Genomic DNA, 24,296 nt, shown 5'->3' with positions numbered 1-24,296 from the left:
GATACAAAGTGCGCGGCAGGACGCCGCGCAGGCAGCAACCCGTAACAGCGACTATGGTGTTCTGGTTCGGTGAGTTTGTTTTTGACCTGAAGACGAAGGAGTGTTGAGTCATGCGCGACAAACCTGCGACGGGCGTAGTGCCCAGTCCCGCCGTGTTCATCAATGCACAAAGTGCAATGACCGGCTTGCGTGGCCGGGACTTGATCTCGACGTTGCGCAGTGTTGCGGCCCACGGCCTGCGCAACCCTCTCCACAGTGCCAGACACGCCTTGAAACTCGGCGGCCAGCTCGGTCGCGTGCTGCTCGGTGAAACCTTGCACCCGACCAACCCGCAGGATGCGCGGTTCGCCGACCCGACGTGGAGCCTCAACCCGTTCTACCGGCGCAGCCTGCAGGCGTATCTGGCCTGGCAGAAACAGGTCAAGAGCTGGATCGACGAAAGCAGCATGAGCGAGGACGACCGCGCCCGCGCGCACTTCGCTTTCACGCTGCTCAACGACGCCGTCGCGCCCTCCAACACCCTGCTCAACCCGCTGGCGATCAAGGAGCTGTTCAACTCCGGCGGTCACAGCCTGGTGCGCGGCCTGAGCCATCTGCTCGATGATTTGCTGCACAACGACGGCCTGCCGCGTCAGGTCACCAAGCAGGCTTTCGAGGTCGGCAAGACGGTCGCCACCACCACCGGCGCCGTGGTGTTTCGCAACGAGATGCTCGAGCTGATCCAGTACAAGCCGATGAGCGAAAAGCAGTACGCCAAGCCGCTGCTGGTGGTGCCGCCGCAAATCAACAAGTACTACATTTTCGACCTCAGTCCGCACAACAGCTTCGTCCAGTACGCGCTGAAGAACGGCCTGCAGACCTTCATGATCAGTTGGCGCAACCCGGATGTGCGCCACCGCGAATGGGGCTTGTCGACCTACGTCGAGGCCGTGGAAGAAGCGATGAACGTCTGCCGGGCGATCACCGGCGCCCGCGACGTCAACCTGATGGGCGCCTGCGCCGGGGGCCTGACCATCGCCGCGTTGCAGGGACATCTGCAAGCCAAACGGCAGCTGCGGCGGATCTCCAGTGCGACCTATCTGGTCAGCCTGCTCGACAGCCAGATCGAAACCCCGACCACCCTGTTCGCCGATGAACAGACCATCGAAGCGGCCAAGCGCCGCTCCTATCAGAAAGGCGTGCTCGACGGTCGTGACATGGCCAAGGTGTTCGCCTGGATGCGGCCCAACGATCTGATCTGGAGCTATTTCGTCAACAACTACCTGTTGGGCAAAGAACCGCCGGCCTTCGACATCCTCTACTGGAACAACGACAACACCCGCCTGCCCGCTGCGTTTCACGGCGACCTGCTGGACTTCTTCAAGCACAACCCGCTGACCCACCCGGGCGGGCTGGAAGTCTGCGGCACACCGATCGACCTGCAGAAAGTCACTGTCGACAGCTTCAGCGTGGCCGGCATGAACGACCACATCACACCGTGGGACGCGGTGTACCGCTCGACCCTGTTGCTCGGTGGTGAGCGGCGTTTTGTGCTGTCCAACAGCGGCCACGTGCAGAGCATCCTCAACCCGCCAAGCAACCCGAAAGCCAATTACGTCGAAAACGGCAAACTGAGCAGCGACCCGCGCGCCTGGTACTACGACGCCAAACGCGTCGACGGCAGTTGGTGGCCGCAGTGGCTGGAGTGGATTCAGCAGCGCTCCGGTGCCCAGCGCGAGACCCTGATGACCCTCGGCAACCCGAACTATCCACCGATGGAAGCAGCACCCGGCACCTACGTGCATGTGCGCTGACGCGTAACCGAACTTTTCTAAGAAGACTGGATGAAAACCCGCGACCGGATTCTCGAATGTGCCCTGCAACTGTTCAACGAAAAGGGTGAGCCCAACGTCTCCACCATGGAAGTTGCCAACGAAATGGGGATCAGCCCCGGCAACCTCTACTACCACTTCCACGGCAAGGAGCCGTTGATACTCGGCCTGTTTGACCGCTTCCAGAATGAACTGGCGCCGCTGCTCGACCCACCGTCGGATGTCGAGCTGGCGCCGGAGGATTACTGGCTGTTTCTGCATCTGATCGTCGAGCGGCTGGCGCAGTACCGCTTTCTGTTCCAGGACCTGTCGAACCTCGCCGGGCGCCTGCCGAAACTGGCCAAGGGCATTCGCAATCTGCTCAACGCCCTCAAGCGCACGTTGGCGTCATTGCTGGCGCGCTTGAAAGCCTCGGGGCAGTTGGTCAGTGACACTCAAGCGCTGGGGCAACTGGTGGAGCAGATCACCATGACCCTGCTGTTCTCGCTGGACTATCAACGGATTCTCGATCGCGAGGGTGAGGTCAGGCTGGTGGTGTACCAGATCATGATGCTGGTGGCGCCGCACCTGCTGCCGCCAGTGAAGGTGGCGACGGAGCGGATGGCTTTGCAATACCTCGAAGACCATTAACGTCAAAAGATCGCAGCCTGCGGAAGCTCCTACATTGGTCATGTTCGCCGCCCATTTTTCGGTTTGGCAACGATCCTGTAGGAGCTGCCGCAGGCGGCGATCTTTTGATCTTCAAACAAAAACGCCCGACCTTCACAGGCCGGGCGTTTTGTTTTGCCCTGAGGAATCAGGACTGACTGGTTGGCGTCGACGGGGTCGATGCAACAGTCGGGGTTGCCACCGGAGTCGGTGCAGCGGCGGAGTTCGACGCGCTGACCGGGGTTGCGGGCGTGGCAGGTTTGGCTGCAGCAGGCGCTGCCGGCTTCGGCGCAGCGGCTTTCGGCGCGGCCGGTTTTTTCACTGCCGGTTTTTTCGCCGCAGCCGGTTTGGCTGCAGGCTTGGCAGCCGGTTTGGCGGCTGCGGTTTTCGCGGCTGGCTTGGCGGCTGGTTTTGCTGCCGGTTTCGCGGCGGCTTTGGCGGCTACCGGTTTGGCTGCAGCTTTTGCTGCTGGCTTGGCGGCGGCGGTTTTCGCGGCAGGTTTTGCTGCTGCGGTTTTGGCAGCAGGCTTGGCCGCAGCTTTCGCAGCCGGTTTGGCAGGCGCTTTAGCCAGTGGCTTGGCTGCCGTTTTTGCGGCGGGTTTAGCCGCTGCGGTTTTTGCCGCCGGTTTGGCCGCAGCGGTTTTCGCCGCGACCGGTTGGGTTTTCAGACCGGTGAGTTTCTCGATCTGCTTGGTCAGGGTTTCAACCTTGCTGTGCAGCGCTTTCACCTCATTGCGGCTTGGCACACCCAGGCGCGAAATCGCGCTGTTCAGGCGCTTGTCGAAAGCCCCTTCCAGCTCGTCCCACTTGCCCAGTGCGCGATCTTTCACGCCGCTGATGCGCGACTTGGCCGAAGAAGCCGAGTCCTTGGCGGCATCGACTTTTTTGCCGACTGCCGACTTGGTGAGCTTCTCGGCTTTCTCGCCGTCTTTGACCAGTGACTCGAAGAGCTTGCTGCCGTCAGTGTCGATCTTCGAGTACACGCCTAAACCAGCCAGCCAGATTTTGCGGGAGTAGTCTTCGACTTTCCCAATCCACGAGCTGCCTTCTTTATCGGTGTTCTTTTTACCAGCCATCCCGTTCTCCTTAAGATTTACGCGCGACGCGTTCGAGCAATGCCGTCAGCTCATCGAGCTTAGCAGAGAGTGTCTCAACGTCATGTTTAGACGGAATGCCGATACGATTCAAGGCGCTTGCTACACGGGAGTCGAACGCCTTCTCGACCTTGTCGAGCTGGACCTCGACGCGGCCTTTGAACGAGCTGACTTCGCCCTTGGCTTCATCGATCTCGGCGTTGGCCGCTTCGAGTTTTTCGGTGACGACTTTTTTGCCTTTCTTTTCAACAGTTTGACCAGCCTTGATCAACTCCTGAAAGTAGTCGCTACCTTCTTGGCCGACCTTGGCGTAGGCACCCAGGCCTGCCAGCCAGATCTTGCGGGCATAGGATTTGACGTCGCTCAGAGCAGAAGTCGAAGCGTCGATTTTTTTCTTCAAAATGACTTTGGCCATGGTGCACCTCACGCGCAGAAGGTTTGAGGAACTGCCCGCAGATGTGTCGGGCTCAGGCACAAAGTAGGGAGAAAAATTAGAAACGGCACCCTAACAACTGACATGAAAGCTCGGGTGCAGCGCAAAAAAATGTAGGAGTGAGCCTGCTCGCGATAGCGGTCTGTCAGTCAACATTGCGGTGACTGACAGACCGCTATCGCGAGCAGGCTCACTCCTACAGGGGATCGTATTTCAGGCAGAAATCAGACCAGAGCTTTATCGAGGGCTTTTTCGATCTCGGCTTTGATCATGCCGCTCATGGCCGACATCATGATGCCCAGCTCCACATCGACGCGGATCGAATCGTCCGCCACATGCACTGCGCCTTTCACGCCCGAGCGTTTGAGGTTCAGGGTATCGCCCGACCACTGCGGCTCCAGACCGTATTGGTCGGAGAGTTTTTGCGCCAGCTTGTCGGCCTTCTCGCGGGCGGCTTCCTTGCCCAGGTTGTGGGCACGCTCAACACTGATTTTGGCCATTGAATGACTCCTGAATAATAAATATGCGTCGGTAAATCTTGACCGCGTCTGCGGCAAATCGTCCCGAAGGTTGCCCATCTTACCTTTAGCCATTCCAAGACAAAGCATGGCTTGGGGATTAGAATGTCGCGCATTCTCTTTTGGTGACAGCGATATGACTGATCAGCGCAAAGGCAGCGATGCCGAACCCACCACACACTTCGGCTTCAAAAACGTTCCGGAAAGCCAGAAAGCGGAAAAAGTCGCTGAGGTTTTCCACTCGGTAGCCGCGAAATACGACCTGATGAACGACCTTCTGTCGGGCGGCATGCACCGTCTGTGGAAGCGTTTCGCGATCGAACTGTCGGGCGTGCGCAGCGGCAACCGTGTGCTGGACATCGCTGGTGGCACTGGCGACCTGACCAAGAAGTTCTCCCATCTGGTGGGCCCGACCGGCCAGGTGGTGCTGGCCGACATCAACGAATCCATGCTCAAGGTCGGTCGTGACCGCCTGCTGGACCTGGGTGTGTCGGGCAACGTCGAGTTCGTTCAGGCGGACGCCGAAAAGCTGCCGTTCCCGGACAACCACTTCGATTGTGTGACCATCGCCTTCGGCCTGCGCAACGTGACGCATAAAGAAGACGCCCTGCGCTCGATGCTGCGCGTGCTCAAGCCTGGCGGTCGCCTGCTGGTGCTGGAGTTCTCCAAGCCGACCAACGCGCTGATGTCCAAGGCTTACGACGCCTACTCGTTCGCCTTCATGCCGCTGATGGGCAAGCTCATCACCAATGACTCGGAAAGCTATCGCTACCTGGCCGAATCGATCCGCATGCACCCGAATCAGGAAACCCTGAAGTCGATGATGGTCGACGCCGGTTTCGACCGCGTGACCTATCACAACATGACCGCAGGCATCGTCGCCCTGCACCGCGGCATCAAGCCCTGATGTTGCTTACCGGGCTGCTCGCCAGCGTCGAACTCGGTCTGAACCGGGTGCTGCGTCTCGACAGCACGGCACTGCCGCGGCTGGCGCATCTGACCGGCAAGGTGATTGCCGTCGATTGCCGCAGCCCGGCGCTGCAACTGTTCATCCTGCCCAGCGATGAGGGCCTGATGCTGGCCTCGCACTGGGAAACCGGTGTCGACTGCACCCTGCGCGCGCCCGCGTCGAGCCTGGTGAAACTGGCCGTGAGCAAAGACAAGACCGCGGTGCTGCACGCCCCGGAAGTCGAGCTCGACGGTGACAGCGGCGTGCTGCTGGAGCTGGCCGGTGTGCTACAGGACCTGGAGCTGGACTGGGAGTACGAACTCTCGCGCTGGCTGGGTCCGGTCGCCACGCAACTGGTTGGCGGTCATCTGCGCAGCCGAGCACGCTGGTATCAACAAGGATTTGCCAGCCTCAACCAGAACCTCGCCGAATACCTCGCCGAAGAATCGCGCACCCTCGTCGGGCAGCGCGAAGCCGAAGCACGATTCAGCGAACTGGACCGGATCAAACTTGATCTGGAACGTCTCGAGGCGCGTTTCGAGCGCCTTTCCCGATCCCTCGACCCAAGCGATAACGCATGAAGCTGCTTGCCGTCCGCCGTTTGTTGCGCATCCAGCGCGTCGTGATCCGCTACCGCCTCGATGACCTGCTGTTCGATCTGCCACTGCCCTGGTTTCTCCTGGCACTGCGCTATGTGCTGCCGTGGCGCTGGTTCCCGCGCAAACCGCTGGAGCTGAGCCGTGGTGCGCGCCTGCGTCTGGCGTTGCAGGACCTGGGGCCGATCTTCATCAAGTTCGGGCAGATTCTCTCGACCCGCCGCGACCTGCTGCCGGAAGACATCGCCGATGAGCTGATGCTGCTGCAGGACCGCGTGCCGCCGTTCGATTCGCAGCTGTCGATCAAGCTGATCGAAGAGCAACTGGGCAAGAAAATCAGCGAAGTGTTCAGCCGCTTTGACGTCGAACCGCTGGCCTCGGCCTCGGTGGCGCAGGTGCATGCTGCGCAGCTGAAAACCGGCGAAGAAGTGGTGGTCAAGGTGATCCGCCCGGGCCTGAAACCGGTGATCGCTCAGGATCTGGCGTGGCTGTTCATCCTCGCCCGCGCCGCCGAAAAAGTCTCCGCCGATGCCCGCCTGCTGCACCCGGTAGACGTGGTGCAGGACTACGAAAAGACCATCTACGACGAGCTCGACCTGCTGCGCGAGGCGGCCAACGCCAGTCAGCTCAAGCGCAACTTCGAAGGCTCGCCGCTGCTGTACGTGCCGCAGGTCTACTGGGACTGGTGCCGGCCGAAAGTGCTGGTGATGGAGCGTATCTACGGGATTCAGGTAACGGATCTGGCGACCCTCGCCGACCAGCGCACCGACATGAAGATGCTCGCCGAGCGCGGCGTGGAGATCTTCTTCACTCAGGTGTTCCGCGACAGTTTCTTCCACGCCGACATGCACCCGGGCAACATCTTCGTCAGCACCGTCAATCCGTGGAGCCCGCAGTACATTGCGATCGACTGCGGTATCGTCGGCAGCCTGACTCCAGAAGACCAGGACTATCTGGCGCGTAACCTGTTCGCCTTCTTCAAGCGCGACTACCGCCGCGTGGCGCAGTTGCATATTGACTCGGGCTGGGTGCCGGCGGAAACCAAACTCAACGAATTCGAAGCGGCGATCCGCACCGTGTGCGAACCGATCTTCGAAAAACCGTTAAAAGATATTTCATTTGGCCAGGTGCTGATGCGCCTGTTCCAGACCGCGCGACGCTTCAACATGGAAGTCCAGCCGCAGTTGGTGCTGCTGCAAAAGACCCTGCTGAACATCGAAGGCCTGGGCCGTCAGCTGTACCCGGATCTGGACTTGTGGAACACCGCGCAGCCGTTCCTCGAACGCTGGATGCGCGAGCGCGTCAGCCCGAAAGCCTTGATCGGCAACGTGCAGAGCCAGTTCGAGCAGCTTCCGCACCTGGCGAATATGGCCCGCGACCTGCTCGAACGCATGTCCCAGCCACATGCCAACGACCCGCCGCCACCGTGGCACAAACGCAAGGACGACTGGTTCCTGCGCCTGCTTGGCTGCGCTCATCTGGCGGGCGGCACCATTCTCGCCGCCGGTGGCCCGTTGAACGAACTGGGGCATTGGCCGGCCGGTATCATGGTGGCAGTCGGCTTGTATCTGGTCGTTCGCCGATAGCACGAATCAGCTGCAAGTTATAAGCTGCGAGCTGCAAGCCTGACGACACAGGAACACCGCAACCTGCTTTTACTTGCAGCTTGAAGCTCAACGCTTGTAGCTGCGTTTCGGGAATTGAAGATGAAAAACTGGCTGGACGAGATCAAGTGGGACGCGGATGGCCTGGTGCCGGCGATTGCCCAGGATCACAAGACCGGACGCGTGCTGATGATGGCCTGGATGAACCGCGAAGCGCTCGAACTGACCGCTGCGGAAAACCGTGCAATCTACTGGTCACGTTCCCGTGGCAAGCTGTGGCGCAAGGGCGAAGAGTCCGGCCATGTGCAGACGCTGCATGAAATGCGTCTGGACTGTGATGCCGACGTGATCATCCTGATGGTTGAACAGATCGGCGACATCGCTTGCCATACCGGCCGTCAAAGCTGCTTTTATCGTGTCTTCGAAAACGGCGACTGGAAGACCGTCGACCCGGTACTCAAAGACCCGCACGCTATCTATTCCGCAGGACAATAGGATGTGTCATCAGTCATTTACTGAGCTGCGTTGCCGGCTGAAAGCGCGCCAGGCAAGGCGCAGGCCGCCGGGAATGTCTTTTCCTTCCCAAGGACTGCAACGCACCATGGCGCGCTTTCAGCCGACAACCCGAAGGGCCGGGCCTGATTTTGTGCAGGGCTGCGTTACTCGTCGTTTATTTGAAATGCCAAACCACACTCCTCGCGCCTTGCCCTGCACAAAATCAGGCTCCGGCGCAGCTCAGGAAATGACTGATGACACATCCTCCCATGAGTGACACCCTGACTCGTCTGGCCCAAGTGCTTGAAGAGCGCAAAGGCGCAGCGGCCGACAGCTCTTATGTAGCTAGTCTGTATCACAAAGGCCTGAACAAGATTCTGGAGAAAGTCGGCGAAGAGTCGGTCGAAACCATTATTGCCGCCAAGGACGCCGCCATCAGCGGCGACTGCAGCGACGTGATCTACGAGACCGCCGACCTGTGGTTCCACAGCATGGTCATGCTTGCCCAACTGGGGCAGCATCCGCAGGCCGTGCTGGATGAACTGGATCGTCGCTTCGGCCTGTCCGGACACGTCGAGAAAGCCTCGCGTCCGTCCGCCTGAATAATTTTTAGAGAGGAACAGCAACATGGGCATTTTTGACTGGAAACACTGGATCGTCATTCTGGTAGTCGTGGTGCTGGTGTTCGGCACCAAGAAACTGAAAAACCTCGGCACCGACGTTGGCGAGTCGATCAAGGGCTTCCGCAAAGCCATGAACGACGAAGAGAAACCGGCCGCCGATCCGACCGTGACGCCTGCGCAACCGGTGCCACCGGTGCAGCCGCAAGCCACCGCTCAGGCCAACCCGCCGCACACCATCGACGTGCAGGCGCAGAAAGTCGAAGAGCCGATCCGCAAAGACGTGTGAGCACTGACTAATGTTTGGTATCAGCTTCTCTGAACTGCTGCTCGTCGGCCTCGTCGCCCTGCTGGTGCTGGGCCCCGAGCGTCTGCCGGGCGCTGCGCGCACCGCCGGCCTGTGGGTTGGGCGGCTGAAGCGCAGCTTCAACGCGATCAAACAGGAAGTTGAACGTGAAATCGGTGCCGACGAGATCCGTCGGCAACTGCACAACGAGCACATCCTGTCGCTGGAGCAGGAGGCGCGGAAGATTTTCACGCCGGTTCAGCAGGAGCCGACGCCGGTTGAGCATGTGGGTGAGCAGACGATTCACAGCCCTGCCGCTGCGACGATCCCTGCACCTGCTGTAGTACCGAACGAAACTGCACCAGTTGTTGCGACGCCCCCGGTTGAATCCGCTGCTCCTGCCGCCGCGCCTGTTGCGCCGGCCCCTCACGACCCAACACTGCCGCCGCGAGCCCCATGAGCGATCTCCCCGAAAACGACCAGCACATGCCGCTGGTTTCGCACCTCACCGAGTTGCGCACCCGCCTGCTGCGTTGCGTGGCGGCGATCTTCATCATCTTCGCCGGGTTGTTCGCCTTCACCCAGCAGATCTACACCTTCGTCTCGACGCCGCTGCGCCAGTACCTGCCGGTCGGCGCGACGATGATCGCCACCGACGTGTCGTCACCGTTCCTGACGCCGCTGAAGCTGACGATGATGGTTTCGCTGTTCCTCGCGATCCCGGTGATCCTGCATCAGATCTGGGGCTTCATCGCGCCGGGCCTGTACAAGCATGAAAAGCGCATTGCGGTGCCGTTGCTGGTATCCAGCATCCTGTTGTTCTACACCGGCATGGCGTTCGCCTATTACTTCGTGTTCCCGCTGATCTTCAAATTCTTCGCTGCGGCCACCCCGGCCGGCGTGGAAATGATGACCGATATCGCCAGTTACCTCGATTTCGTGATGACGCTGTTCTTCGCCTTCGGCGTCGCGTTCGAAATCCCGGTGGCCGTGGTGCTGCTGGTATGGATCGGCGTGGTCGACGTCAAATACCTGAAGAAGATTCGCCCGTACGTGATCATCGGCTGCTTCGTGGTTGGCATGATCCTCACGCCGCCGGACATTTTCTCCCAGACCCTGCTGGCCGTACCGATGTGGATGCTGTTTGAAATCGGCATTCTGTTTGGCGGTTTGATCAGCAAGCGCGAACGTCCGGACGAGAATTCGGCCGACGATCACAACGACCAGCCGCCAGCGACCCAGGCATGAACCTGTTGTTGCTCGAAGAGGCCGACTTCATCGCGGCCGACCGCGTCGTGCTGCGTGATCGACGCCTGACCCACATGCAGGAAGTTCATCGCTCGGAAGTCGGTGACAGCCTGCGGGTCGGGCGCATCAACGGGCTGATGGGTTCGGCTGAGCTGCTGCGCCTTGAGGCCGGCGAAGCCGAACTGCGCGTCACTCTCGATCAGCCACCGCCCGCCAAGCTGCCGCTGACTCTGGTGCTGGCCCTGCCGCGTCCGAAGATGCTGCGCCGGGTGTTCCAGACCGTGGCGACCATGGGCGTGTCGAAGGTGATTCTGGTCAATAGCTACCGCGTCGAGAAGAGCTTCTGGCAGACGCCATTCCTGGAGCCGGAAGCGATTCGCGAGAATCTGATCCTCGGCCTCGAACAGGCTCGCGATACCGTGCTGCCGGAAATCATCATCGAGAAGCGCTTCAAGCCGTTCGTCGAAGACCGCCTGCCGGCGATCACCGAAGGCACCCTCGGCCTGGTCGGCCATCCTGGCAATTACCCCCCGTGCCCACGGGCGCTGAGCGAACCGGTGACCCTGGCGATCGGCCCCGAAGGCGGCTGGATCCCCTACGAAATCGACCTGCTGGGCAAGTCCGGCCTGCAACCGGTGCAATTGGGCGAGCGCATCCTGCGCGTCGAAACCGCCGTCACCGCCCTGCTCGCCCGCCTGTTCTAACCCCAACAAGGCCTCCCCTGTAGGAGCTGCCGAAGGCTGCGATCCTTTGATCTTGCTTTAAAAACAAAATCAAAAGATCGCAGCCTCGTTCCACTCGTCAGCTCCTACGGGTATCCAGGATCGGCGGTTCAGGACAATTCGGGTTACAGATTGCCATCATCCAGCCGATACAGTCCTCATAAGTCCAATTAGTGGTCCGAGGGGAGTCGTCGCATGTACCGTTGGTTAGCCGAGAATCTTGGAAACGTCAGCGTCAAACGCAAGCTGGGGATCGGTTTCGGCCTGGTGCTGTTGCTCACCCTGCTGATCACTTTCACCGGGTGGACCGGCATGGGGGGCATCATCAGCCGCGGTGACAAGCTGGGTTTCATCTCCAGCCTCAACGAGCTGACCAAGGACCTGCGTCTGGCACGCCTGGACTACGAAATGCGTCGCGGCGAACAAGGCCCGGGCTTGGTCAACGAGCTGCTGACCAAGCTCGACAGCGGCCTGCAAACCGCGCGCGGCCTGATCGAACAACCGGCCGACGCCGCCAAGGTCGACCAACAGCTGGCCGCCGTCGCCGAATACAAACGCGCCTTCGCCGACATGGTGCAGGCCGGGGCCAGTCGTGAAGACGCCCGCAGCAAACTCGGCGCCACCGCCGACAACGCCGTGGCCAAGGTCGCCGAAGTGGAGAAATCCATGCTGCAGGGCGACAGCGTCGCCCAGTTCAACGCCGTGATCGACCTGAGCAAACTGATCCAGCAAGCGCGCTTCCAGGTGCGTGGCTACACCTACAGTGGCAAAACCGAAGCCGAGCAACCGGCGCTCGATGCCATCGACAATGCCCTGAAAAACCTCGAAACCCTGCCGGCCAAACTACCTGAGCAGCACATCGCCAACCTGCAACAGGCCACCGAATCGCTCAAGGCCTATCGTGCAGCGGTCAGCCAGTTCCGCGACTCGCAGGTCGCCAGTGCCAAGGCTCTGGCACGCATGTCGGCCCAGGGCGACATCCTGCTCGACGTCAGCAAGCAACTCACCGAATCGCAGACCGTGGTGCGCGATACCGATGCCGCGCACGCCAAAAACATGTTGATCATCGCTACCCTGCTGGCCGTGGCCTTCGGCCTGCTGGCAGCGTGGGCGATCACCCGGCAGATCATCATTCCGCTGAACCAGACCCTGAAAGTCGCCGAGCGCGTGGCTGCCGGCGACCTGACCCACAACCTGGTGTCGCAGCGCCGCGACGAACTGGGCCAGTTGCAGCGTTCAATGCAGAGCATGACCCAAGGCCTGCGCGACCTGATCGGCGGCATCAGCGACGGCGTCACACAGATTGCCAGCGCCGCCGAAGAGCTGTCGGCGGTCACCGAGCAGACCAGCGCCGGGGTCAACAATCAAAAGATCGAGACCGATCAGGTCGCCACCGCCATGAACGAAATGGCCGCCACCGTGCAGGAAGTCGCGCGCAACGCCGAAGAGGCTTCCGAAGCCGCCGTGGCCGCCGATCAGCAGGCCCGTGAAGGCGACAAGGTGGTCGGTGAAGCCATCGCGCAGATCGAGCGTCTGGCGGTCGAAGTCGGCCACTCCACCGAGGCCATGGGCGAGCTCAAGCGCGAAAGCGACAAGATCGGCAGCGTGCTCGACGTGATCAAGTCCGTGGCCCAGCAAACCAACCTGCTGGCGCTCAACGCGGCGATCGAAGCCGCGCGTGCCGGTGAAGCCGGGCGTGGTTTTGCGGTGGTCGCCGATGAAGTGCGCAGCCTCGCCCAGCGCACCCAGAAGTCCACCGAAGAGATCGAAGAGCTGATCGTCGGCCTGCAGAACGGCACCCAGCAAGTGGCAACGATCATGGACAACAGCCGTAGCCTGACCGACAGCAGCGTCGAACTGACACGCCGTGCCGGTGGCTCACTGGAAAGCATCACCCGCACCGTGTCGGCGATTCAGGCGATGAACCAGCAGATCGCCGCAGCGGCCGAGCAGCAGAGTGCCGTGGCCGAGGAGATCAACCGTAGCGTGCTGAATGTGCGGGATGTGTCAGATCAGACATCGGCAGCGAGTGAAGAGACCGCGGCATCGAGTGTTGAACTGGCGCGCTTGGGGACGCATCTGCAGATGCTGGTGGGGCGGTTCAAGGTCTAAGCATCACAGCAAAAGATCGCAGCTTTCGGCAGCTCCTGCAGGTGTACACATAACTCTGTAGGAGCTGCCGAAGGCTGCGATCTTTTTTGCTTTACAAGACCTGACGCAAGAACGCCTGCGCCCGAGGATCCTTCGGTGCATCGAAGAACTCGGCCGGCGAAGCATCTTCCAGCAGTTTGCCGTGATCGAAGAACAGCACCCGGTCCGCCACTTCCCGGGCGAAGCCCATTTCGTGGGTGACGCAGACCATGGTCATGCCTTCCACGGCCAGGTTCTTCATCACATCCAGTACTTCACCGACCATTTCCGGGTCGAGGGCCGAAGTCGGCTCGTCGAACAGCATCACTTTCGGGTCCATCGCCAACGCCCGGGCAATCGCCACGCGCTGTTGCTGACCGCCGGACAGGCGTGACGGATATTCCCGGGCCTTCTGCGCAATGCCGACCTTCTCCAGCAACGCCAGAGCCTTGGCCTCGCTTTCCTTCTGCCCGCGCTTGCGCACGACTTTCTGCGCCAGACAGAGGTTTTCCAGCACGGTCATGTGCGGGAACAGGTTGAAATGCTGGAACACCATGCCGACTTCGCGGCGGTAGGCGTTGACGTCGGTTTTCGGGTCGGCCAGTTGCAGGCCGTCGATGCTCACCGAGCCCGAGTCGAACTCTTCCAGGCCATTGAGGCAACGCAGGAAGGTCGACTTACCGGAACCCGACGGGCCGATCACCACCAGCACTTCGCCCTTGGCCACGGTGGTGGTGACGTTATCCACAGCCCGGACTACCTGGCCACGGGTGTCGAAGACTTTTACCAGATCGCGGACTTCAATCACTTTGCGCGAGCCTCCGCTCAAGCCGGCTGGCGATTTTCGACAGCGGCAGGTTGATCAACAGGTACAGGCCGGCGACGCAGAACAGGATTTCGAACGGCGAGAACGAGGTGGTGATGACTTCGCGACCGCTTTTCAGCAACTCGGTAATGGCAATCACCGACACCAGCGAGGTGTCCTTGACCAGACTGATGAACTGTCCGGCCAGCGGTGGCAGCACGCGTTTGAACGCCTGCGGCAGCACCACGTGGCGCATCGACTGGCCGGCGCTCAGGCCGAGCGAGCGCGCCGCTTCGTTCTGCCCGCGGGCAATCGACTGCACGCCGGAACGGATGATTTCGGCCACGTAAGCACCGGTGAACAGCGACAGCGCGGCGATCCCGGCGAACTCCCGGGACAGGTTCATCACCGTACCGATGAAGAAGTAGAAAATGAAAATCTGCACCAGCAGCGGCGTGCCCCGCACCAGTTCGACGTAGATGCTCGACAAGTCGCGCAGGGTCGGGTTGTTCGACAGGCGGCACAGCCCGGTGACCAGACCGATCAACAGACCGAGTACGCCGGACACCACCGACAGCCACAGCGTGGTCCATAGTCCCCACAACAGCGGCCCTGCCGCCCAATGCCGGGTCACACCCACGACGTCGCCTTCCGCCACATCGTCGCCCTGAGCGAATTGCAGGCTGTTCTCGTCGACGGTCAGGTGCTGCTCGTCACCGGCGTCGTTGCGCAGGGTGACTTGCGCGCTGCTGCCCTTGCGCACCAATTCGGTGACGGTGGAAATGTCGGTCGCGCGCTGGGTTTCTTCGGCCTGATAGGCGAAGTACTGCGGCACGCGATTCCAGCGCCATTCGTAGGACATCAGCGACGTGGCGTAATACAACGCGCCCGCCAGGCCGACCAGCACCAGCACGGTCAGGACGTGCCAGGGCCATTGGGCTTTTTTCTGTTTCATTGCAGGTTCCGGATTTTGTATTGCCTTTGAGGCCCTCATCGCGAGCAGGCTCACTCCTACATTGGAATGCGTTCCCCTGTAGGAGTGAGCCTGCTCGCGATTGAGGCGACGCGGTCTAGGTGACCGGCGTTATTCCATGTCCTTGAGCCACTCGGTACTCTTGAACCACTTGTCATGGATGCGATCGTAGGTGCCGTCTTCGTGGATCTGGTGCAGGAAGTTGTTGATGAAGTTGAGGCTGTCGTAGTCGCCTTTCTTCAGGCCGAAGGCCAGTGGCTCGTAGGTGAACGGCTTGTCGAGGAACACCAGCTTGCCGGCGCCGACCTTGTTCACCGCCACCACGTTGTACGGCGCGTCATAGATGAAGGCGTCGGCCTTGCCGTTGACCACGTCGAGCACGGCTTCCTGTTCGTTGTCGTAGCCGTGGTACTTGGCTTTGGCGATCAGCTTCTTGGCGACCATCTCACCGGTGGTGCCGAGTTTGGAGGTGATGCGGTAGTCGGCGGTGTTCAGGTCTTTATAGGACTTGATGGTGCCTTCCAGCTCCTTGCGGATCAGCAGAGTCTGGCCGACGACGATGAACGGTTCGCTGAAGTTCAGGCGCAGGTTGCGCTCCTGGGTCAGGGTCATGCCGCTGCCGATCATGTCGAACTTGTCGGTCATCAAGGCCGGGATGATGCCGTCGTAACCGGTGGAGACCAGCTCCAGCTTGACGCCCATGGCCTTGGACATGGCTTTGAGGATGTCGACTTCGAAGCCGATGATCTCGCCGCGCTTGTTGGTCATTTCGAACGGCATGTAGGTCGGATCCATACCGACTTTCAACGTGCCGCGCTTGACCGCGTCATCGATGGCGCCGGCCTGCGCCGCATTGACTGCAACCAGTGCCGTGACGCCGACCAGCAGCATCGACAGATACTTCTTCATCTTCAAGTCCCCAAAACCATTGCAATTGCGGCGCGAAAACCAGCAGTGACGGGCAAAAATGCCCGGGTGCGCCAATTCGGGGACGGATGCTAACGCACTCGTTCGTTTGCACAAGGTTTTTTGCCGGGATTTGTTGTTACGGGGAGGGTTTTAAACGCAAAAGATCGCAGCCTCCGGCAGCTCCTACAGGTGTACACATAACCCCGTAGGAGCTGCCGAAGGCTGCGATCTTTTTTATCAGGCCGGCTGAGCCTGCATGCTCACCGGTCGCAGCGGCAGCAACGGCGCATGCGGATCGGCTTTCACCGAAGCGCGCCAGGCGTCCAGCCACTCGGCGTGGCCTTCGGCCCAGACCAGCTCGTGCAGACGCGCCAGCGCCACCGGATCGCTCAGCAGTTGCAAGCGATCGTGGTTGCTCAGCGCCGCCGGGCCAGCCTTCAGGGCGTGACGTACACGTTCCTGACGCAGCCACTCGATCGGCTCGGCCTGACCGTGACGAGCCGTCGCCAGCGAGCACGCCAGGGCGTTCTGCTGTGGATCGACCACGGCGCGGATGAAGCCGTCGTTCAGCGCGTGCCAACGGTTCTCGTGGGTGTACTGGTCGGTCGCCAGCAGCGCCTGCGGCGGATTGTATTCCTCAGGGATGAGGAACAGGCTCTCGTCACGGGACTTGAGGCCCAGACCGACACGACTGGAAATCACCGACACCGGGATCGACAGCATCAGGGAACCGACGATCGGCACCAGCCACCACAGGAAGCTCGGGTTCAGCCAGATCACCAGCAGCGCCCAGAAGAAGCCCAGCAGCGTCTGCGGACCGTGGCGTTTGACCGCCTCGCTCCATGGTGTGGAGTCGTCGTCACGCTGTGGCGAATTCCAGGTCGCCGCCCAGCCGAGGAACGCGGCCAGTACGAAACGGGTGTGGAAAATCATCCGCACCGGCGCCAGCAGCATGGAGAACAGCATCTCCAGCAGCATCGACAAGGTCACCTTGAACTTGCCGCCGAACTCTTTCGCACCCTTGGCCCAGATCAGGATGATGCTCAGCAGTTTCGGCAGGAACAGCAGCACGATGGTGGTCGAGAACAGCGCGATCGCCTTGTCCGGGTGCCATTGTGGCCACAGCGGATAGAGCTGACGCGGTTCAAGGAAGTACTGCGGCTCCATCAGCGTGTTCACCGCCAGCAGCGCGGTCGACAGCACCAGGAAGAAGAACCACAACGGCGCCGACAGGTACGACATCACGCCCGTCAGGAACACCGCACGGTGCACCGGGTGCATGCCTTTTACCAGGAACAGGCGGAAGTTCATCAGGTTGCCGTGGCACCAGCGACGGTCACGCTTGAGTTCGTCGAGCAGGTTCGGCGGCAGTTCTTCGTAGCTGCCCGGCAGGTCGTAGGCAATCCACACGCCCCAACCGGCACGGCGCATCAGCGCGGCTTCGACGAAGTCGTGAGACAGGATCGCCCCGGAGAACGCCCCCTTGCCCGGCAACGGCGCCAGGGCGCAGTGGTCGATGAACGGCTTCATGCGGATGATCGCGTTGTGACCCCAGTAGTGGGATTCACCCAGCTGCCAGAAGTGCAGACCGGCAGTGAACAGCGGACCGTACACGCGGGTGGCGAACTGCTGCATGCGCGCATACAGGGTGTCCATGCCCGACGCACGCGGCGCGGTCTGGATGATCCCGGCGTCCGGCGTGGCTTCCATCAGGCGCACCAGACTGGTCAGGCACTCGCCGCTCATCACCGAGTCGGCGTCGAGCACGACCATGTACTTGTAGTCACCGCCCCAACGACGGCAGAAGTCGTCGAGGTTGCCGCTCTTGCGTTTCACGCGGCGGCGACGGCGGCGATAGAAGATCTTGCCGAAGCCCTTGGCTTCACGGCAGACGTCCAGCCAGGCCTGTTGCTCGGCGACGCAGATATCGGTGTCGTTACTGTCGCTGAGGACGAAAAAGTCGAAGCGATCCAGATCACCGGTCGCCGCAACCGATTCGAACGTGGCGCGCAGACCGGCAAATACCCGAGGCACGTCTTCGTTGCAGATCGGCATCACCAGTGCGGTGCGCGCGTCTTTGGGAATCGGTTCGTTGCCGGCGCTTTTGCCGGAGATGCGGTATTTGTCGTGACCGGTGAGCAACTCAAGGAAGCCCATCAGCGCCGTCCAGAAACCGGCCGAGACCCAGCAGAACAGAATCCCGAACAGGATCAGGATGCTGGTTTGCAGCGCATACGGCAGCACTTGCGTGGCGGTTTGCAGCAGCGGCTGGTGCAGGACTTCTTCCAGATCGACGAACGACCAGCCCTGGTACGGCATGATGCCCTTCATGTACCAGCCGGCGACGATGGTCTGGCCGAGCATCAGCAGCAACAGAATGTAGCGACGGATCGAGCCGACGGTGCGCCAGCGCGCGGCGGGCAGCACGTTCTCGTCCTTCGGCGGCTGTGGCGGGTTGGTACGACCGGTCAGGCGGCGCCAGCCACGCACCAGAATATTGGTGCGCCACGGCTCCGGCACGACTTTGGTCCGATGGATCGGCGGCGTCGCCTTCATGCTGACCCGGCCGCTGGCGTCGAGCACCAGCATTTCGGCGTCTTCCAGCTCTTCGGCGGTGCTCAGGGCCAGGCGCTTGCCCACCGAAGCCTGGGCGGCTTCGGCAGGGGCGTCGAACGTCGACGACGACAGGCGTTGGTGCAGTTCGCTGAAGGACTGGCAGCCCGCGAGTTCCGCGCGCTGCTCGTCAGTCATCGGCAAATGCGCCAGATACTCGGACAGAGTCTCTGGCTGTACTTGAGAGTTACTCATCGGCAGGCAACTGATAGCTCCAGGTCTCGGTCAGGACTTCTTCAGTCGGTGCCGATTCCGGTGTGGCTGGGGCCGCGTTCGCAGCGACTGGCTGCTTGGCGTCTTTGGTCGCCTTGTCCTTGGCATCTGCAACTGGCTTGGCGTCGACCTGTTTGGCTTCGGCGGCCTTCGCTTCCTTGTCGATTTTCTCTTGTTGCTTGGCGGCAATCTTGTCGGCCTTGGCGACGGACGAGTTGGACGCCGGCACCGAAGACTTGGCCAGATCAGCGGTTACTGCTGGCTGAACCAGGGCGGCACGCATCTCGGTCGCCTTGCTCGCGTCCTTGATCTTCATCCGCAGGGTCAGGCGCCAGCCTTTGGTTTCCGGGTTGTAGCGCACGCTGTTCTCGACCAGCTCGGCGTTATCGCCAACGCTGACCTGACTGCGTACGTCGGCATCCGGGGCCAGGGCCGCCAGCGATGGACCTTCGAAGTCGACCAGGTAAGCGACGCTGCCGTCTGGCTGACGGATCAGGTTCGACTGTTTGACGTCACCGGTCGAACGCAGGGTCTGCTTGACCCAAGCGCTGTCGGGGGCGTGAATCGCCGATTCATCCATGGTCCAGTGCATGCGGTAGGCGAAGTCCAGAGGCTTGCCCGGCTCCGGCATGGTTTCCGGGCTCCAGAACGCAACGATGTTGTCGTTGGTTTCGTCAGCGGTCGGAATCTCTACCAGATCCACGGAGCCCTTGCCCCACTCGCCCTTCGGCTCGATCCAGGCGCTTGGGCGCTTGTCGTAGCGATCGTCGAGGTCTTCGTAGTGGCTGAAGTCGCGGCCACGTTGCAGCAGGCCGAAACCACGCGGGTTCTCGACGCTGAAGTTGCTCACGGCCAGGTGTTTCGGGTTGTTCAGCGGACGCCAGATCCACTCGCCGTTGCCGGCATGGATCGACAGACCGCTGGAGTCATGCAGCTCACGACGGTAGTTGAGGACTTTCGACGGCTGGTTGGCGCCGAACAGGAACATGCTGGTCAACGGGGCGATGCCCAGTTTGCCGACCTTGTCCCGCAGGAACATCTGCGCCTTGACGTCGACAATGGTGTCGCTGCCCGGGCGCAGGATCAGACGGTAGGCACCGGTGGCACGCGGCGAATCAAGCAGGGCGAAGATCACCAGGTGCTTGTCGCCCGGCTTTGGCTGCTGAATCCAGAACTCGCGGAAACGCGGGAATTCTTCACCCGACGGCAGCGCGGTATCGATCGCCAGGCCACGGGCCGACAGACCGTAGGTGTGACCCTTGCCAACGACGCGGAAGTAACTCGCGCCGAGCATGGTCATGATTTCGTCTTGCTTGTCGGCCTTGTTGATCGGGTACAGCACACGGAAACCGGCGTAGCCCAGTTGCTCAGTGGCCTTCGGATCGAACTTCAGGTCGCCGAAATCAAAGCGGGTCGGATCGTATTTGATCTCTTCGACGGTGTTCGCCGTGATTTCGTTGATTTTCACCGGCGTATCGAAGTGCATGCCCTGGTGATAGAAGGACAGCTTGAACGGAGTCTTCTGATCGGCCCACTCAGCCTTTTCGGTGAGGAAGCGGATTTTCTGATAGTCCGCGAACTTCATGTCACGGAATTCGTTCGGCAGGTTGCTGCGCGGGGCTTCGAACTTCTGCCCGGCCAGCTCTTTAGCCTTGGCCGATACATCGTCAAGATTGAACGCCCAAAGCTGGCCGGCGCTGAGCAGGCACAGGAGCGCCGAACCCGCTACCAGGGCACTTCGCATGCGTTTGGCAGACATTTTTGCTGCATTACAGGGACTAACAATCACGAGCAACCCTCGCCGAAAACAGATCAAAAAACCAACGGCCAGCTATCTAGATGCCAGGTTGGCGAGCATTGTTCCGACTCCACTGGGGCAAAATGATTCCCCAATCGGATCCAGACAAGTCTCTACCTAAGTCAAAAATGGACCAGCGAACGCTGATCCCCATAGCGCGCGATTATCTAGTAGCCCGCGTGACAACGCATCAGGGGTAACAAAGTATTTATCGCGAAAAACGCCTGTTTTCAGTCGAAAAGCCCTTGAAAAGATGTTTCAAGCGCTTTCATGTCTGTAACAGGAAGGTTACCGGGCCATCGTTGACCAGGTGCACCTGCATATCCGCGCCGAATCTACCTGATGCCACAGTGCCATGCATCTGTTTCGCTTTGCTTAATAGATAGTCGAACAATTCCTCGCCCAATGCCGGAGGGGCCGCAGTCGAGAAACTCGGGCGCAACCCGCTCCTGGTGTCGGCAGCGAGGGTGAACTGAGAGACCAGCAGCAACCCGCCGCCTACATCCGCCAGGGACAGATTCATCTTGCCCTCGGCGTCACTGAATACACGATAGTTAAGCAGTTTATGCAGAAGTTTGTCGGCGCTGGTACGGGTATCGTCGGGTTCGACGGCCACCAGCACCAGCAACCCCTGATCCACCGCGCCGACGATTTCTCCGGCAACTTCGACCCGTGCACCGCGCACACGCTGTAAAAGCCCCTTCATGCTTCTTCGGGCGGTAGGTCGAGCAGGCGTCGGGCCATATTGCTCGCGGCGCGTACCAGCGCGTCGGTGATGCCCGGCTCGGAGGCGGCGTGGCCGGCATCGCGAATCACCTGCAGCTCGCTGTTCGGCCAGGCCTGATGCAATTCCCAGGCGTTGTCCAACGGGCAGATCACGTCGTAGCGACCATGAATGATCACCCCTGGCAGATGAGCGATCTTGCCCATGTCGCGGATCAACTGATTCGGCTCCAGGAACGCGTTGTTGGTGAAGTAGTGACACTCGATCCGCGCGATCGACAGTGCGCGTTGCGGTTCGGAGAAACGATCAACCACCAGCGGGTTCGGACGCAGGGTCGCGGTGCGCCCTTCCCATGTCGACCAGGCTTTGGCCGCGTGCATCTGGGCGATCTGGTCGTTGCCGACCAGGCGCTTGTGAAACGCGCCGAGCAAATCGTCGCGCTCGTCCAGCGGGATCGGTGCGATGTAGTCCTGCCAGTAGTCGGGGAACAGACGGCTGGCACCGGCCTGATAGAACCACTCGATTTCCTGCGGGCGGCATAGAAAGATCCCGCGCAGGATCAGACCGTGTACGCGCTCCGGATGGGTTTGCGCATAGGCCAGCGCCAGGGTTGAACCCCAGGAGCCACCGAACAGCACCCATTTGTCGATGCCCAGGTGCTTGCGGATACGTTCGAGGTCGGCGACCAGATCCCAGGTGGTGTTGTTTTCCAGGCTGGCGTGCGGCGTGGAGCGTCCGCAGCCGCGCTGGTCGAAGGTAACAATGCGATACAGGTTCGGATCGAAATAGCGACGGCTCTGGGCGTCGCAACCGGCGCCGGGACCACCGTGGATGAACACCACCGGCAAGCCTTCCGGAGAACCGCTTTCATCGACGTACAGCGTGTGGGTGTCATCGACAGCCAGATCGTGCCGGGCATGGGGTTTGATCTGCGGAAACAAAGTCTGCATTGCGCGCTCCGTAAGGGGTCGAGGTCATCCCTGGGGGGACTTCTATTATTCTGCCGTCTGGCATCATAAACCCGATTTACGTCAATGAGCATGCCCGCACGCAGTCACAATTTGTCAGCCATGAACCTCAGCAGGTTTTCGTAGAGCCGGTCGACCTCGGCGACCTGGCCACGCGCGCGCAAACAACCGTGCACCAGCCCTTCGCCGTAATACAGCGAGGCATCCGTGCCGGCGGCGGCCAGTTGCTCGGCGTAGCGTACGCCGTCGTCGCGCAGGGGATCGAATTGCGCCACGGCGATCCAGGCCGGCGGCAAGCCGCTGAAATCGGTTGCGAGCAGCGGCATGGCATAAGCGTCAGGTTCAGGACTGCCACGCAGGTATAACGCGTGATAGTCGTCGACGTCAGTGCTGCCGAGCAAGGGCGCATCGGCGCAGTCGCTGCGTGAAGCCAGACGTTCGTTGCCACCCAGTCCCGGGTAGACCAGCACTTGAGCCGCTGGCATTGACTCGCCGGCATCGCGCAATGCCTGGCACAACGCGGCGGCGAGATTGCCACCGGCGCTGTCCCCAGCCACCAGCATTTTCTGCGGGTCAAACCAGAACGGCCCGCTGCGCAACGCGCGCCAGACACTCAGGCAATCCTCGAACCCGGCCGGGTACGGATGCTCCGGCGCCAACCGGTAATCCACTGCCACCACCATCGCGCCCAATGTCATGGCCAGCTCGAAACAGATGAAGTCGTGGGAGTCGAGGCCGCCGACGACCCAACCACCGCCATGCAGGTACAGCACGCAAGGCCAGCCGCTGGCAGCTGGTTTAACCGGCGGACGGTATGAGCGCACCGGTACGCCGCTGAGCTGAAAATCGACGATTTCAAGCCCCCCCGGCATGGGCGGCTTGAAGGCACGACACATTTCATCGTAGCCGCGGCGCAGGCCGGCAAGGCTGCTGTCATCGCTGGTAAAGCTCATGGTCTTGGCGACGAAGTCTGCCATTGAAGCTGAAAGTGGGTAGTGAGCCATACGCCCTCGGTTCGCGCTTTACCTGGATAACCACCATCCTGTGGCGAGGGCGCTTGCTCCCGCTCGAGCGCGTAGCGGTCGCAACCGTATCGGGCCTGCTTCGCAGTCCAGCGGAAGCAAGCTCCCTCGCCACAAAAAACTCATTCAGCACAAAGAATCTTCAGGGTTTCAGACTGGCCTGAACCGCGCCCACGCCATCCTTGCCATCGAAGCTGCTGACCCCCGCCAGCCAGCGCTGCAGATCCTCGGGGTGTTCTCGCAGCCAGTTCTTCGCCACTTCCTGTGGGGTCTTGCGCTCCATGATCGGCACCATCAACTGGCTTTCCTGAGCGGCGGTGAACGTCAGGTTTTGCAGCAGCCGATGCACGTTCGGGCAACGCTCGGCGTAATCCGGCGAGGTGACGGTGGACACGGTCGCGGCGCCCTCATTGGGGCCGTAGACATCTTCGCTGCCGGTCAGGTAGGTGATCTTCATGTTGATGTTCATCGGGTGCGGGGTCCAGCCGACGAACACCACGAACTCCTTGCGATTCACCGCGCGCTGCACGGCGGCGAGCATGCCTGCCTCGCCGGACTCGATGATCTTGAAATCCTTCAGACCGAAGTGGTTGGTCTCGATCAGGGTCTTGATGGTGGTGTTGGCCCCACTGCCCGGCTCGATGCCGTAGATCTTGCCGCCCAACTGATCCTTGAACTTCGCGATGTCGGCAAAGGTTTTCAACCCGGCGGCCGCCACGTAATCCGGCACCGCCAGCGTCGCCTGCGCATCCGCCAGGCTGGGCCTGTCCATGACTTTGACTTGATTGGCGGCGAGGAACGGCGCGATGTTCTTGTCCATCGCCGGTTTCCAGTAGCCGAGGAAGATGTCCAGGCGCTTGTCGCGAATGCCGGCAAAGATGATCTGCTGCACCGCGCTGGTCTGCTTGCTCTCGTAGCCGAGGCCGTTGAGCAACACGTCGGCCATGCCGCTGGTGGCGATCACGTCGGTCCAGTTGACCACGCCCATGCGCACGGTTTTGCAGGACGCGTCGTCATTGGCCATGACGCCGGCACTCAGCAGCGCACTGCCGGTGAGGATTAACGCACAACGAGTGAAGAGTTTTTTCATTCGGGAGATCTCGTGCGGCAGCGGATTA

24 protein-coding genes and 1 pseudogene are annotated in these 24,296 nt (G+C 61.1%); 13 read left to right on the top strand and 12 right to left on the bottom strand.

What is annotated here, in order from left to right; genetic code table 11:
- Nucleotides 1–110 precede the first annotated feature (110 nt).
- Both phaC and NN484_RS14235 read left to right on the top strand, forming a co-directional pair.
- Nucleotides 111–1,793 carry a class II poly(R)-hydroxyalkanoic acid synthase gene (phaC, locus tag NN484_RS14240; RefSeq protein ID WP_127648621.1) on the top strand — a complete coding sequence of 561 codons (1,683 nt, stop codon included), beginning with the start codon at nt 111–113 and terminating at the stop codon, nt 1,791–1,793.
- Between the two features lie 30 nt (nt 1,794–1,823).
- Nucleotides 1,824–2,441, top strand: a complete 618-nt coding sequence (locus NN484_RS14235; protein ID WP_127648620.1) for a TetR/AcrR family transcriptional regulator — start codon at nt 1,824–1,826, stop codon at nt 2,439–2,441.
- A gap of 166 nt (nt 2,442–2,607) precedes the next feature.
- Here the strand turns inward: NN484_RS14235 and NN484_RS14230 are convergent, their stop codons facing one another.
- The 3 genes from NN484_RS14230 to NN484_RS14220 form a co-directional block, all read right to left on the bottom strand.
- Entirely contained in the window at nt 2,608–3,534 is a 927-nt protein-coding gene (locus tag NN484_RS14230) for a phasin family protein (protein WP_215501244.1), read from the bottom strand.
- A 10-nt stretch (nt 3,535–3,544) separates the two neighbouring features.
- Complete coding sequence (locus NN484_RS14225) at nt 3,545–3,967, bottom strand: phasin family protein (RefSeq protein ID WP_127648618.1); 423 nt, start codon at nt 3,965–3,967, stop codon at nt 3,545–3,547.
- A 242-nt stretch (nt 3,968–4,209) separates the two neighbouring features.
- The gene (locus NN484_RS14220) at nt 4,210–4,485 is read right to left on the bottom strand and encodes a polyhydroxyalkanoic acid system family protein (protein ID WP_274657365.1); all 276 of its coding nucleotides are present in this window, start codon (nt 4,483–4,485) and stop codon (nt 4,210–4,212) included.
- A 154-nt stretch (nt 4,486–4,639) separates the two neighbouring features.
- Between NN484_RS14220 and ubiE the strand changes: the two genes are divergently transcribed.
- From ubiE to NN484_RS27330, 11 genes and pseudogenes are all read left to right on the top strand, one after another.
- Nucleotides 4,640–5,410 carry a bifunctional demethylmenaquinone methyltransferase/2-methoxy-6-polyprenyl-1,4-benzoquinol methylase UbiE gene (ubiE, locus tag NN484_RS14215; RefSeq protein WP_003220857.1) on the top strand — a complete coding sequence of 257 codons (771 nt, stop codon included), beginning with the start codon at nt 4,640–4,642 and terminating at the stop codon, nt 5,408–5,410.
- Nucleotides 5,410–6,033: a ubiquinone biosynthesis accessory factor UbiJ gene (locus tag NN484_RS14210; protein ID WP_086793910.1), complete on the top strand. Its 624-nt coding sequence runs from the start codon at nt 5,410–5,412 to the stop codon at nt 6,031–6,033. Before ubiE ends, NN484_RS14210 begins: the two co-directional genes overlap by 1 nt.
- Entirely contained in the window at nt 6,030–7,634 is a 1,605-nt protein-coding gene (ubiB, locus tag NN484_RS14205; protein ID WP_127648615.1) for a ubiquinone biosynthesis regulatory protein kinase UbiB, read from the top strand. Before NN484_RS14210 ends, ubiB begins: the two co-directional genes overlap by 4 nt.
- Before the next feature lie 120 nt (nt 7,635–7,754).
- Nucleotides 7,755–8,147, top strand: a complete 393-nt coding sequence (gene hisI, locus NN484_RS14200) for a phosphoribosyl-AMP cyclohydrolase (RefSeq protein ID WP_095667753.1) — start codon at nt 7,755–7,757, stop codon at nt 8,145–8,147.
- A gap of 269 nt (nt 8,148–8,416) precedes the next feature.
- On the top strand, nt 8,417–8,749 hold the full coding sequence (locus tag NN484_RS14195) for a phosphoribosyl-ATP diphosphatase (RefSeq protein WP_003220849.1): 333 nt from the start codon (nt 8,417–8,419) through the stop codon (nt 8,747–8,749).
- 25 nt (nt 8,750–8,774) lie between these two features.
- On the top strand, nt 8,775–9,056 hold the full coding sequence (locus NN484_RS14190; RefSeq protein ID WP_127648614.1) for a twin-arginine translocase TatA/TatE family subunit: 282 nt from the start codon (nt 8,775–8,777) through the stop codon (nt 9,054–9,056).
- A gap of 10 nt (nt 9,057–9,066) precedes the next feature.
- The gene (gene tatB / locus NN484_RS14185) at nt 9,067–9,513 is read left to right on the top strand and encodes a Sec-independent protein translocase protein TatB (RefSeq protein WP_274657364.1); all 447 of its coding nucleotides are present in this window, start codon (nt 9,067–9,069) and stop codon (nt 9,511–9,513) included.
- Nucleotides 9,510–10,301 carry a twin-arginine translocase subunit TatC gene (tatC, locus tag NN484_RS14180; protein ID WP_215501240.1) on the top strand — a complete coding sequence of 264 codons (792 nt, stop codon included), beginning with the start codon at nt 9,510–9,512 and terminating at the stop codon, nt 10,299–10,301. The genes tatB and tatC overlap by 4 nt, the downstream gene beginning before the upstream one ends.
- Nucleotides 10,298–11,005: a 16S rRNA (uracil(1498)-N(3))-methyltransferase gene (locus NN484_RS14175; RefSeq protein WP_008080621.1), complete on the top strand. Its 708-nt coding sequence runs from the start codon at nt 10,298–10,300 to the stop codon at nt 11,003–11,005. The genes tatC and NN484_RS14175 overlap by 4 nt, the downstream gene beginning before the upstream one ends.
- Nucleotides 11,006–11,218: 213 nt before the next feature.
- A pseudogene (locus NN484_RS27335) lies at nt 11,219–12,280 on the top strand (methyl-accepting chemotaxis protein); the annotation flags it as partial.
- Nucleotides 12,263–13,135 (top strand): methyl-accepting chemotaxis protein, encoded by an 873-nt coding sequence (locus NN484_RS27330; protein WP_418323032.1) that lies wholly within the window; start codon nt 12,263–12,265, stop codon nt 13,133–13,135. The pseudogene NN484_RS27335 and the gene NN484_RS27330, both read left to right, overlap by 18 nt.
- A 91-nt stretch (nt 13,136–13,226) precedes the next feature.
- Here NN484_RS27330 and NN484_RS14165 read toward each other — a convergent pair whose 3' ends face one another.
- The 9 genes from NN484_RS14165 to NN484_RS14125 all read right to left on the bottom strand — a co-directional run bounded on the left by NN484_RS14165 (nt 13,227) and on the right by NN484_RS14125 (nt 24,268).
- A complete protein-coding gene (locus NN484_RS14165) occupies nt 13,227–13,961 on the bottom strand; it encodes an amino acid ABC transporter ATP-binding protein (RefSeq protein ID WP_095137988.1) in 735 nt (244 codons plus the stop codon).
- Nucleotides 13,954–14,913, bottom strand: a complete 960-nt coding sequence (locus NN484_RS14160; protein ID WP_215501238.1) for an amino acid ABC transporter permease — start codon at nt 14,911–14,913, stop codon at nt 13,954–13,956. Before NN484_RS14160 ends, NN484_RS14165 begins: the two co-directional genes overlap by 8 nt.
- Nucleotides 14,914–15,042: 129 nt before the next feature.
- Nucleotides 15,043–15,840 (bottom strand): transporter substrate-binding domain-containing protein, encoded by a 798-nt coding sequence (locus NN484_RS14155; RefSeq protein WP_065260936.1) that lies wholly within the window; start codon nt 15,838–15,840, stop codon nt 15,043–15,045.
- Nucleotides 15,841–16,077: 237 nt separating this feature from the next.
- Nucleotides 16,078–18,648: a glucans biosynthesis glucosyltransferase MdoH gene (mdoH, locus tag NN484_RS14150; protein ID WP_127648607.1), complete on the bottom strand. Its 2,571-nt coding sequence runs from the start codon at nt 18,646–18,648 to the stop codon at nt 16,078–16,080.
- Entirely contained in the window at nt 18,641–20,425 is a 1,785-nt protein-coding gene (locus tag NN484_RS14145) for a glucan biosynthesis protein (RefSeq protein WP_274657361.1), read from the bottom strand. Before NN484_RS14145 ends, mdoH begins: the two co-directional genes overlap by 8 nt.
- A gap of 307 nt (nt 20,426–20,732) precedes the next feature.
- Nucleotides 20,733–21,170, bottom strand: coding sequence for a D-aminoacyl-tRNA deacylase (dtd, locus tag NN484_RS14140; protein ID WP_215501237.1), 438 nt, complete (start codon nt 21,168–21,170; stop codon nt 20,733–20,735).
- On the bottom strand, nt 21,167–22,138 hold the full coding sequence (gene pip / locus NN484_RS14135) for a prolyl aminopeptidase (RefSeq protein WP_121183273.1): 972 nt from the start codon (nt 22,136–22,138) through the stop codon (nt 21,167–21,169). The genes dtd and pip overlap by 4 nt, the downstream gene beginning before the upstream one ends.
- 104 nt (nt 22,139–22,242) lie before the next feature.
- Nucleotides 22,243–23,160, bottom strand: a complete 918-nt coding sequence (locus tag NN484_RS14130) for an alpha/beta hydrolase (protein ID WP_274657360.1) — start codon at nt 23,158–23,160, stop codon at nt 22,243–22,245.
- Between the two features lie 160 nt (nt 23,161–23,320).
- Nucleotides 23,321–24,268 (bottom strand): choline ABC transporter substrate-binding protein, encoded by a 948-nt coding sequence (locus NN484_RS14125; protein ID WP_215501235.1) that lies wholly within the window; start codon nt 24,266–24,268, stop codon nt 23,321–23,323.
- Nucleotides 24,269–24,296: the final 28 nt, after the last annotated feature.

It is taken from the genome of Pseudomonas serboccidentalis (assembly GCF_028830055.1).
In the GTDB taxonomy this organism is placed as follows: domain Bacteria; phylum Pseudomonadota; class Gammaproteobacteria; order Pseudomonadales; family Pseudomonadaceae; genus Aquipseudomonas; species Aquipseudomonas serboccidentalis.
Note: the sequence above shows the minus strand (reverse complement) of the source record. Positions and strands in the feature narration are given on the sequence as shown.

Excerpts from the sequence above, each read along its gene's own strand:
- dtd (WP_215501237.1), bottom strand. The coding sequence starts at position 21,170 with ATGAAGGGGCTTTTACAGCGTGTGCGCGGTGCACGGGTCGAAGTTGCC.
- pip (WP_121183273.1), bottom strand. The coding sequence starts at position 22,138 with ATGCAGACTTTGTTTCCGCAGATCAAACCCCATGCCCGGCACGATCTG.
- NN484_RS27330 (WP_418323032.1), top strand. The coding sequence starts at position 12,263 with ATGCAGAGCATGACCCAAGGCCTGCGCGACCTGATCGGCGGCATCAGC.
- mdoH (WP_127648607.1), bottom strand. The coding sequence starts at position 18,648 with ATGAGTAACTCTCAAGTACAGCCAGAGACTCTGTCCGAGTATCTGGCG.
- hisI (WP_095667753.1), top strand. The coding sequence starts at position 7,755 with ATGAAAAACTGGCTGGACGAGATCAAGTGGGACGCGGATGGCCTGGTG.
- ubiE (WP_003220857.1), top strand. The coding sequence starts at position 4,640 with ATGACTGATCAGCGCAAAGGCAGCGATGCCGAACCCACCACACACTTC.
- phaC (WP_127648621.1), top strand. The coding sequence starts at position 111 with ATGCGCGACAAACCTGCGACGGGCGTAGTGCCCAGTCCCGCCGTGTTC.
- ubiB (WP_127648615.1), top strand. The coding sequence starts at position 6,030 with ATGAAGCTGCTTGCCGTCCGCCGTTTGTTGCGCATCCAGCGCGTCGTG.
- NN484_RS14130 (WP_274657360.1), bottom strand. The coding sequence starts at position 23,160 with ATGGCTCACTACCCACTTTCAGCTTCAATGGCAGACTTCGTCGCCAAG.
- NN484_RS14190 (WP_127648614.1), top strand. The coding sequence starts at position 8,775 with ATGGGCATTTTTGACTGGAAACACTGGATCGTCATTCTGGTAGTCGTG.
- NN484_RS14210 (WP_086793910.1), top strand. The coding sequence starts at position 5,410 with ATGTTGCTTACCGGGCTGCTCGCCAGCGTCGAACTCGGTCTGAACCGG.
- NN484_RS14225 (WP_127648618.1), bottom strand. The coding sequence starts at position 3,967 with ATGGCCAAAGTCATTTTGAAGAAAAAAATCGACGCTTCGACTTCTGCT.
- NN484_RS14125 (WP_215501235.1), bottom strand. The coding sequence starts at position 24,268 with ATGAAAAAACTCTTCACTCGTTGTGCGTTAATCCTCACCGGCAGTGCG.
- NN484_RS14220 (WP_274657365.1), bottom strand. The coding sequence starts at position 4,485 with ATGGCCAAAATCAGTGTTGAGCGTGCCCACAACCTGGGCAAGGAAGCC.
- tatC (WP_215501240.1), top strand. The coding sequence starts at position 9,510 with ATGAGCGATCTCCCCGAAAACGACCAGCACATGCCGCTGGTTTCGCAC.
- NN484_RS14175 (WP_008080621.1), top strand. The coding sequence starts at position 10,298 with ATGAACCTGTTGTTGCTCGAAGAGGCCGACTTCATCGCGGCCGACCGC.
- tatB (WP_274657364.1), top strand. The coding sequence starts at position 9,067 with ATGTTTGGTATCAGCTTCTCTGAACTGCTGCTCGTCGGCCTCGTCGCC.
- NN484_RS14195 (WP_003220849.1), top strand. The coding sequence starts at position 8,417 with ATGAGTGACACCCTGACTCGTCTGGCCCAAGTGCTTGAAGAGCGCAAA.
- NN484_RS14155 (WP_065260936.1), bottom strand. The coding sequence starts at position 15,840 with ATGAAGAAGTATCTGTCGATGCTGCTGGTCGGCGTCACGGCACTGGTT.
- NN484_RS14235 (WP_127648620.1), top strand. The coding sequence starts at position 1,824 with ATGAAAACCCGCGACCGGATTCTCGAATGTGCCCTGCAACTGTTCAAC.
- NN484_RS14230 (WP_215501244.1), bottom strand. The coding sequence starts at position 3,534 with ATGGCTGGTAAAAAGAACACCGATAAAGAAGGCAGCTCGTGGATTGGG.
- NN484_RS14145 (WP_274657361.1), bottom strand. The coding sequence starts at position 20,425 with ATGTCTGCCAAACGCATGCGAAGTGCCCTGGTAGCGGGTTCGGCGCTC.
- NN484_RS14160 (WP_215501238.1), bottom strand. The coding sequence starts at position 14,913 with ATGAAACAGAAAAAAGCCCAATGGCCCTGGCACGTCCTGACCGTGCTG.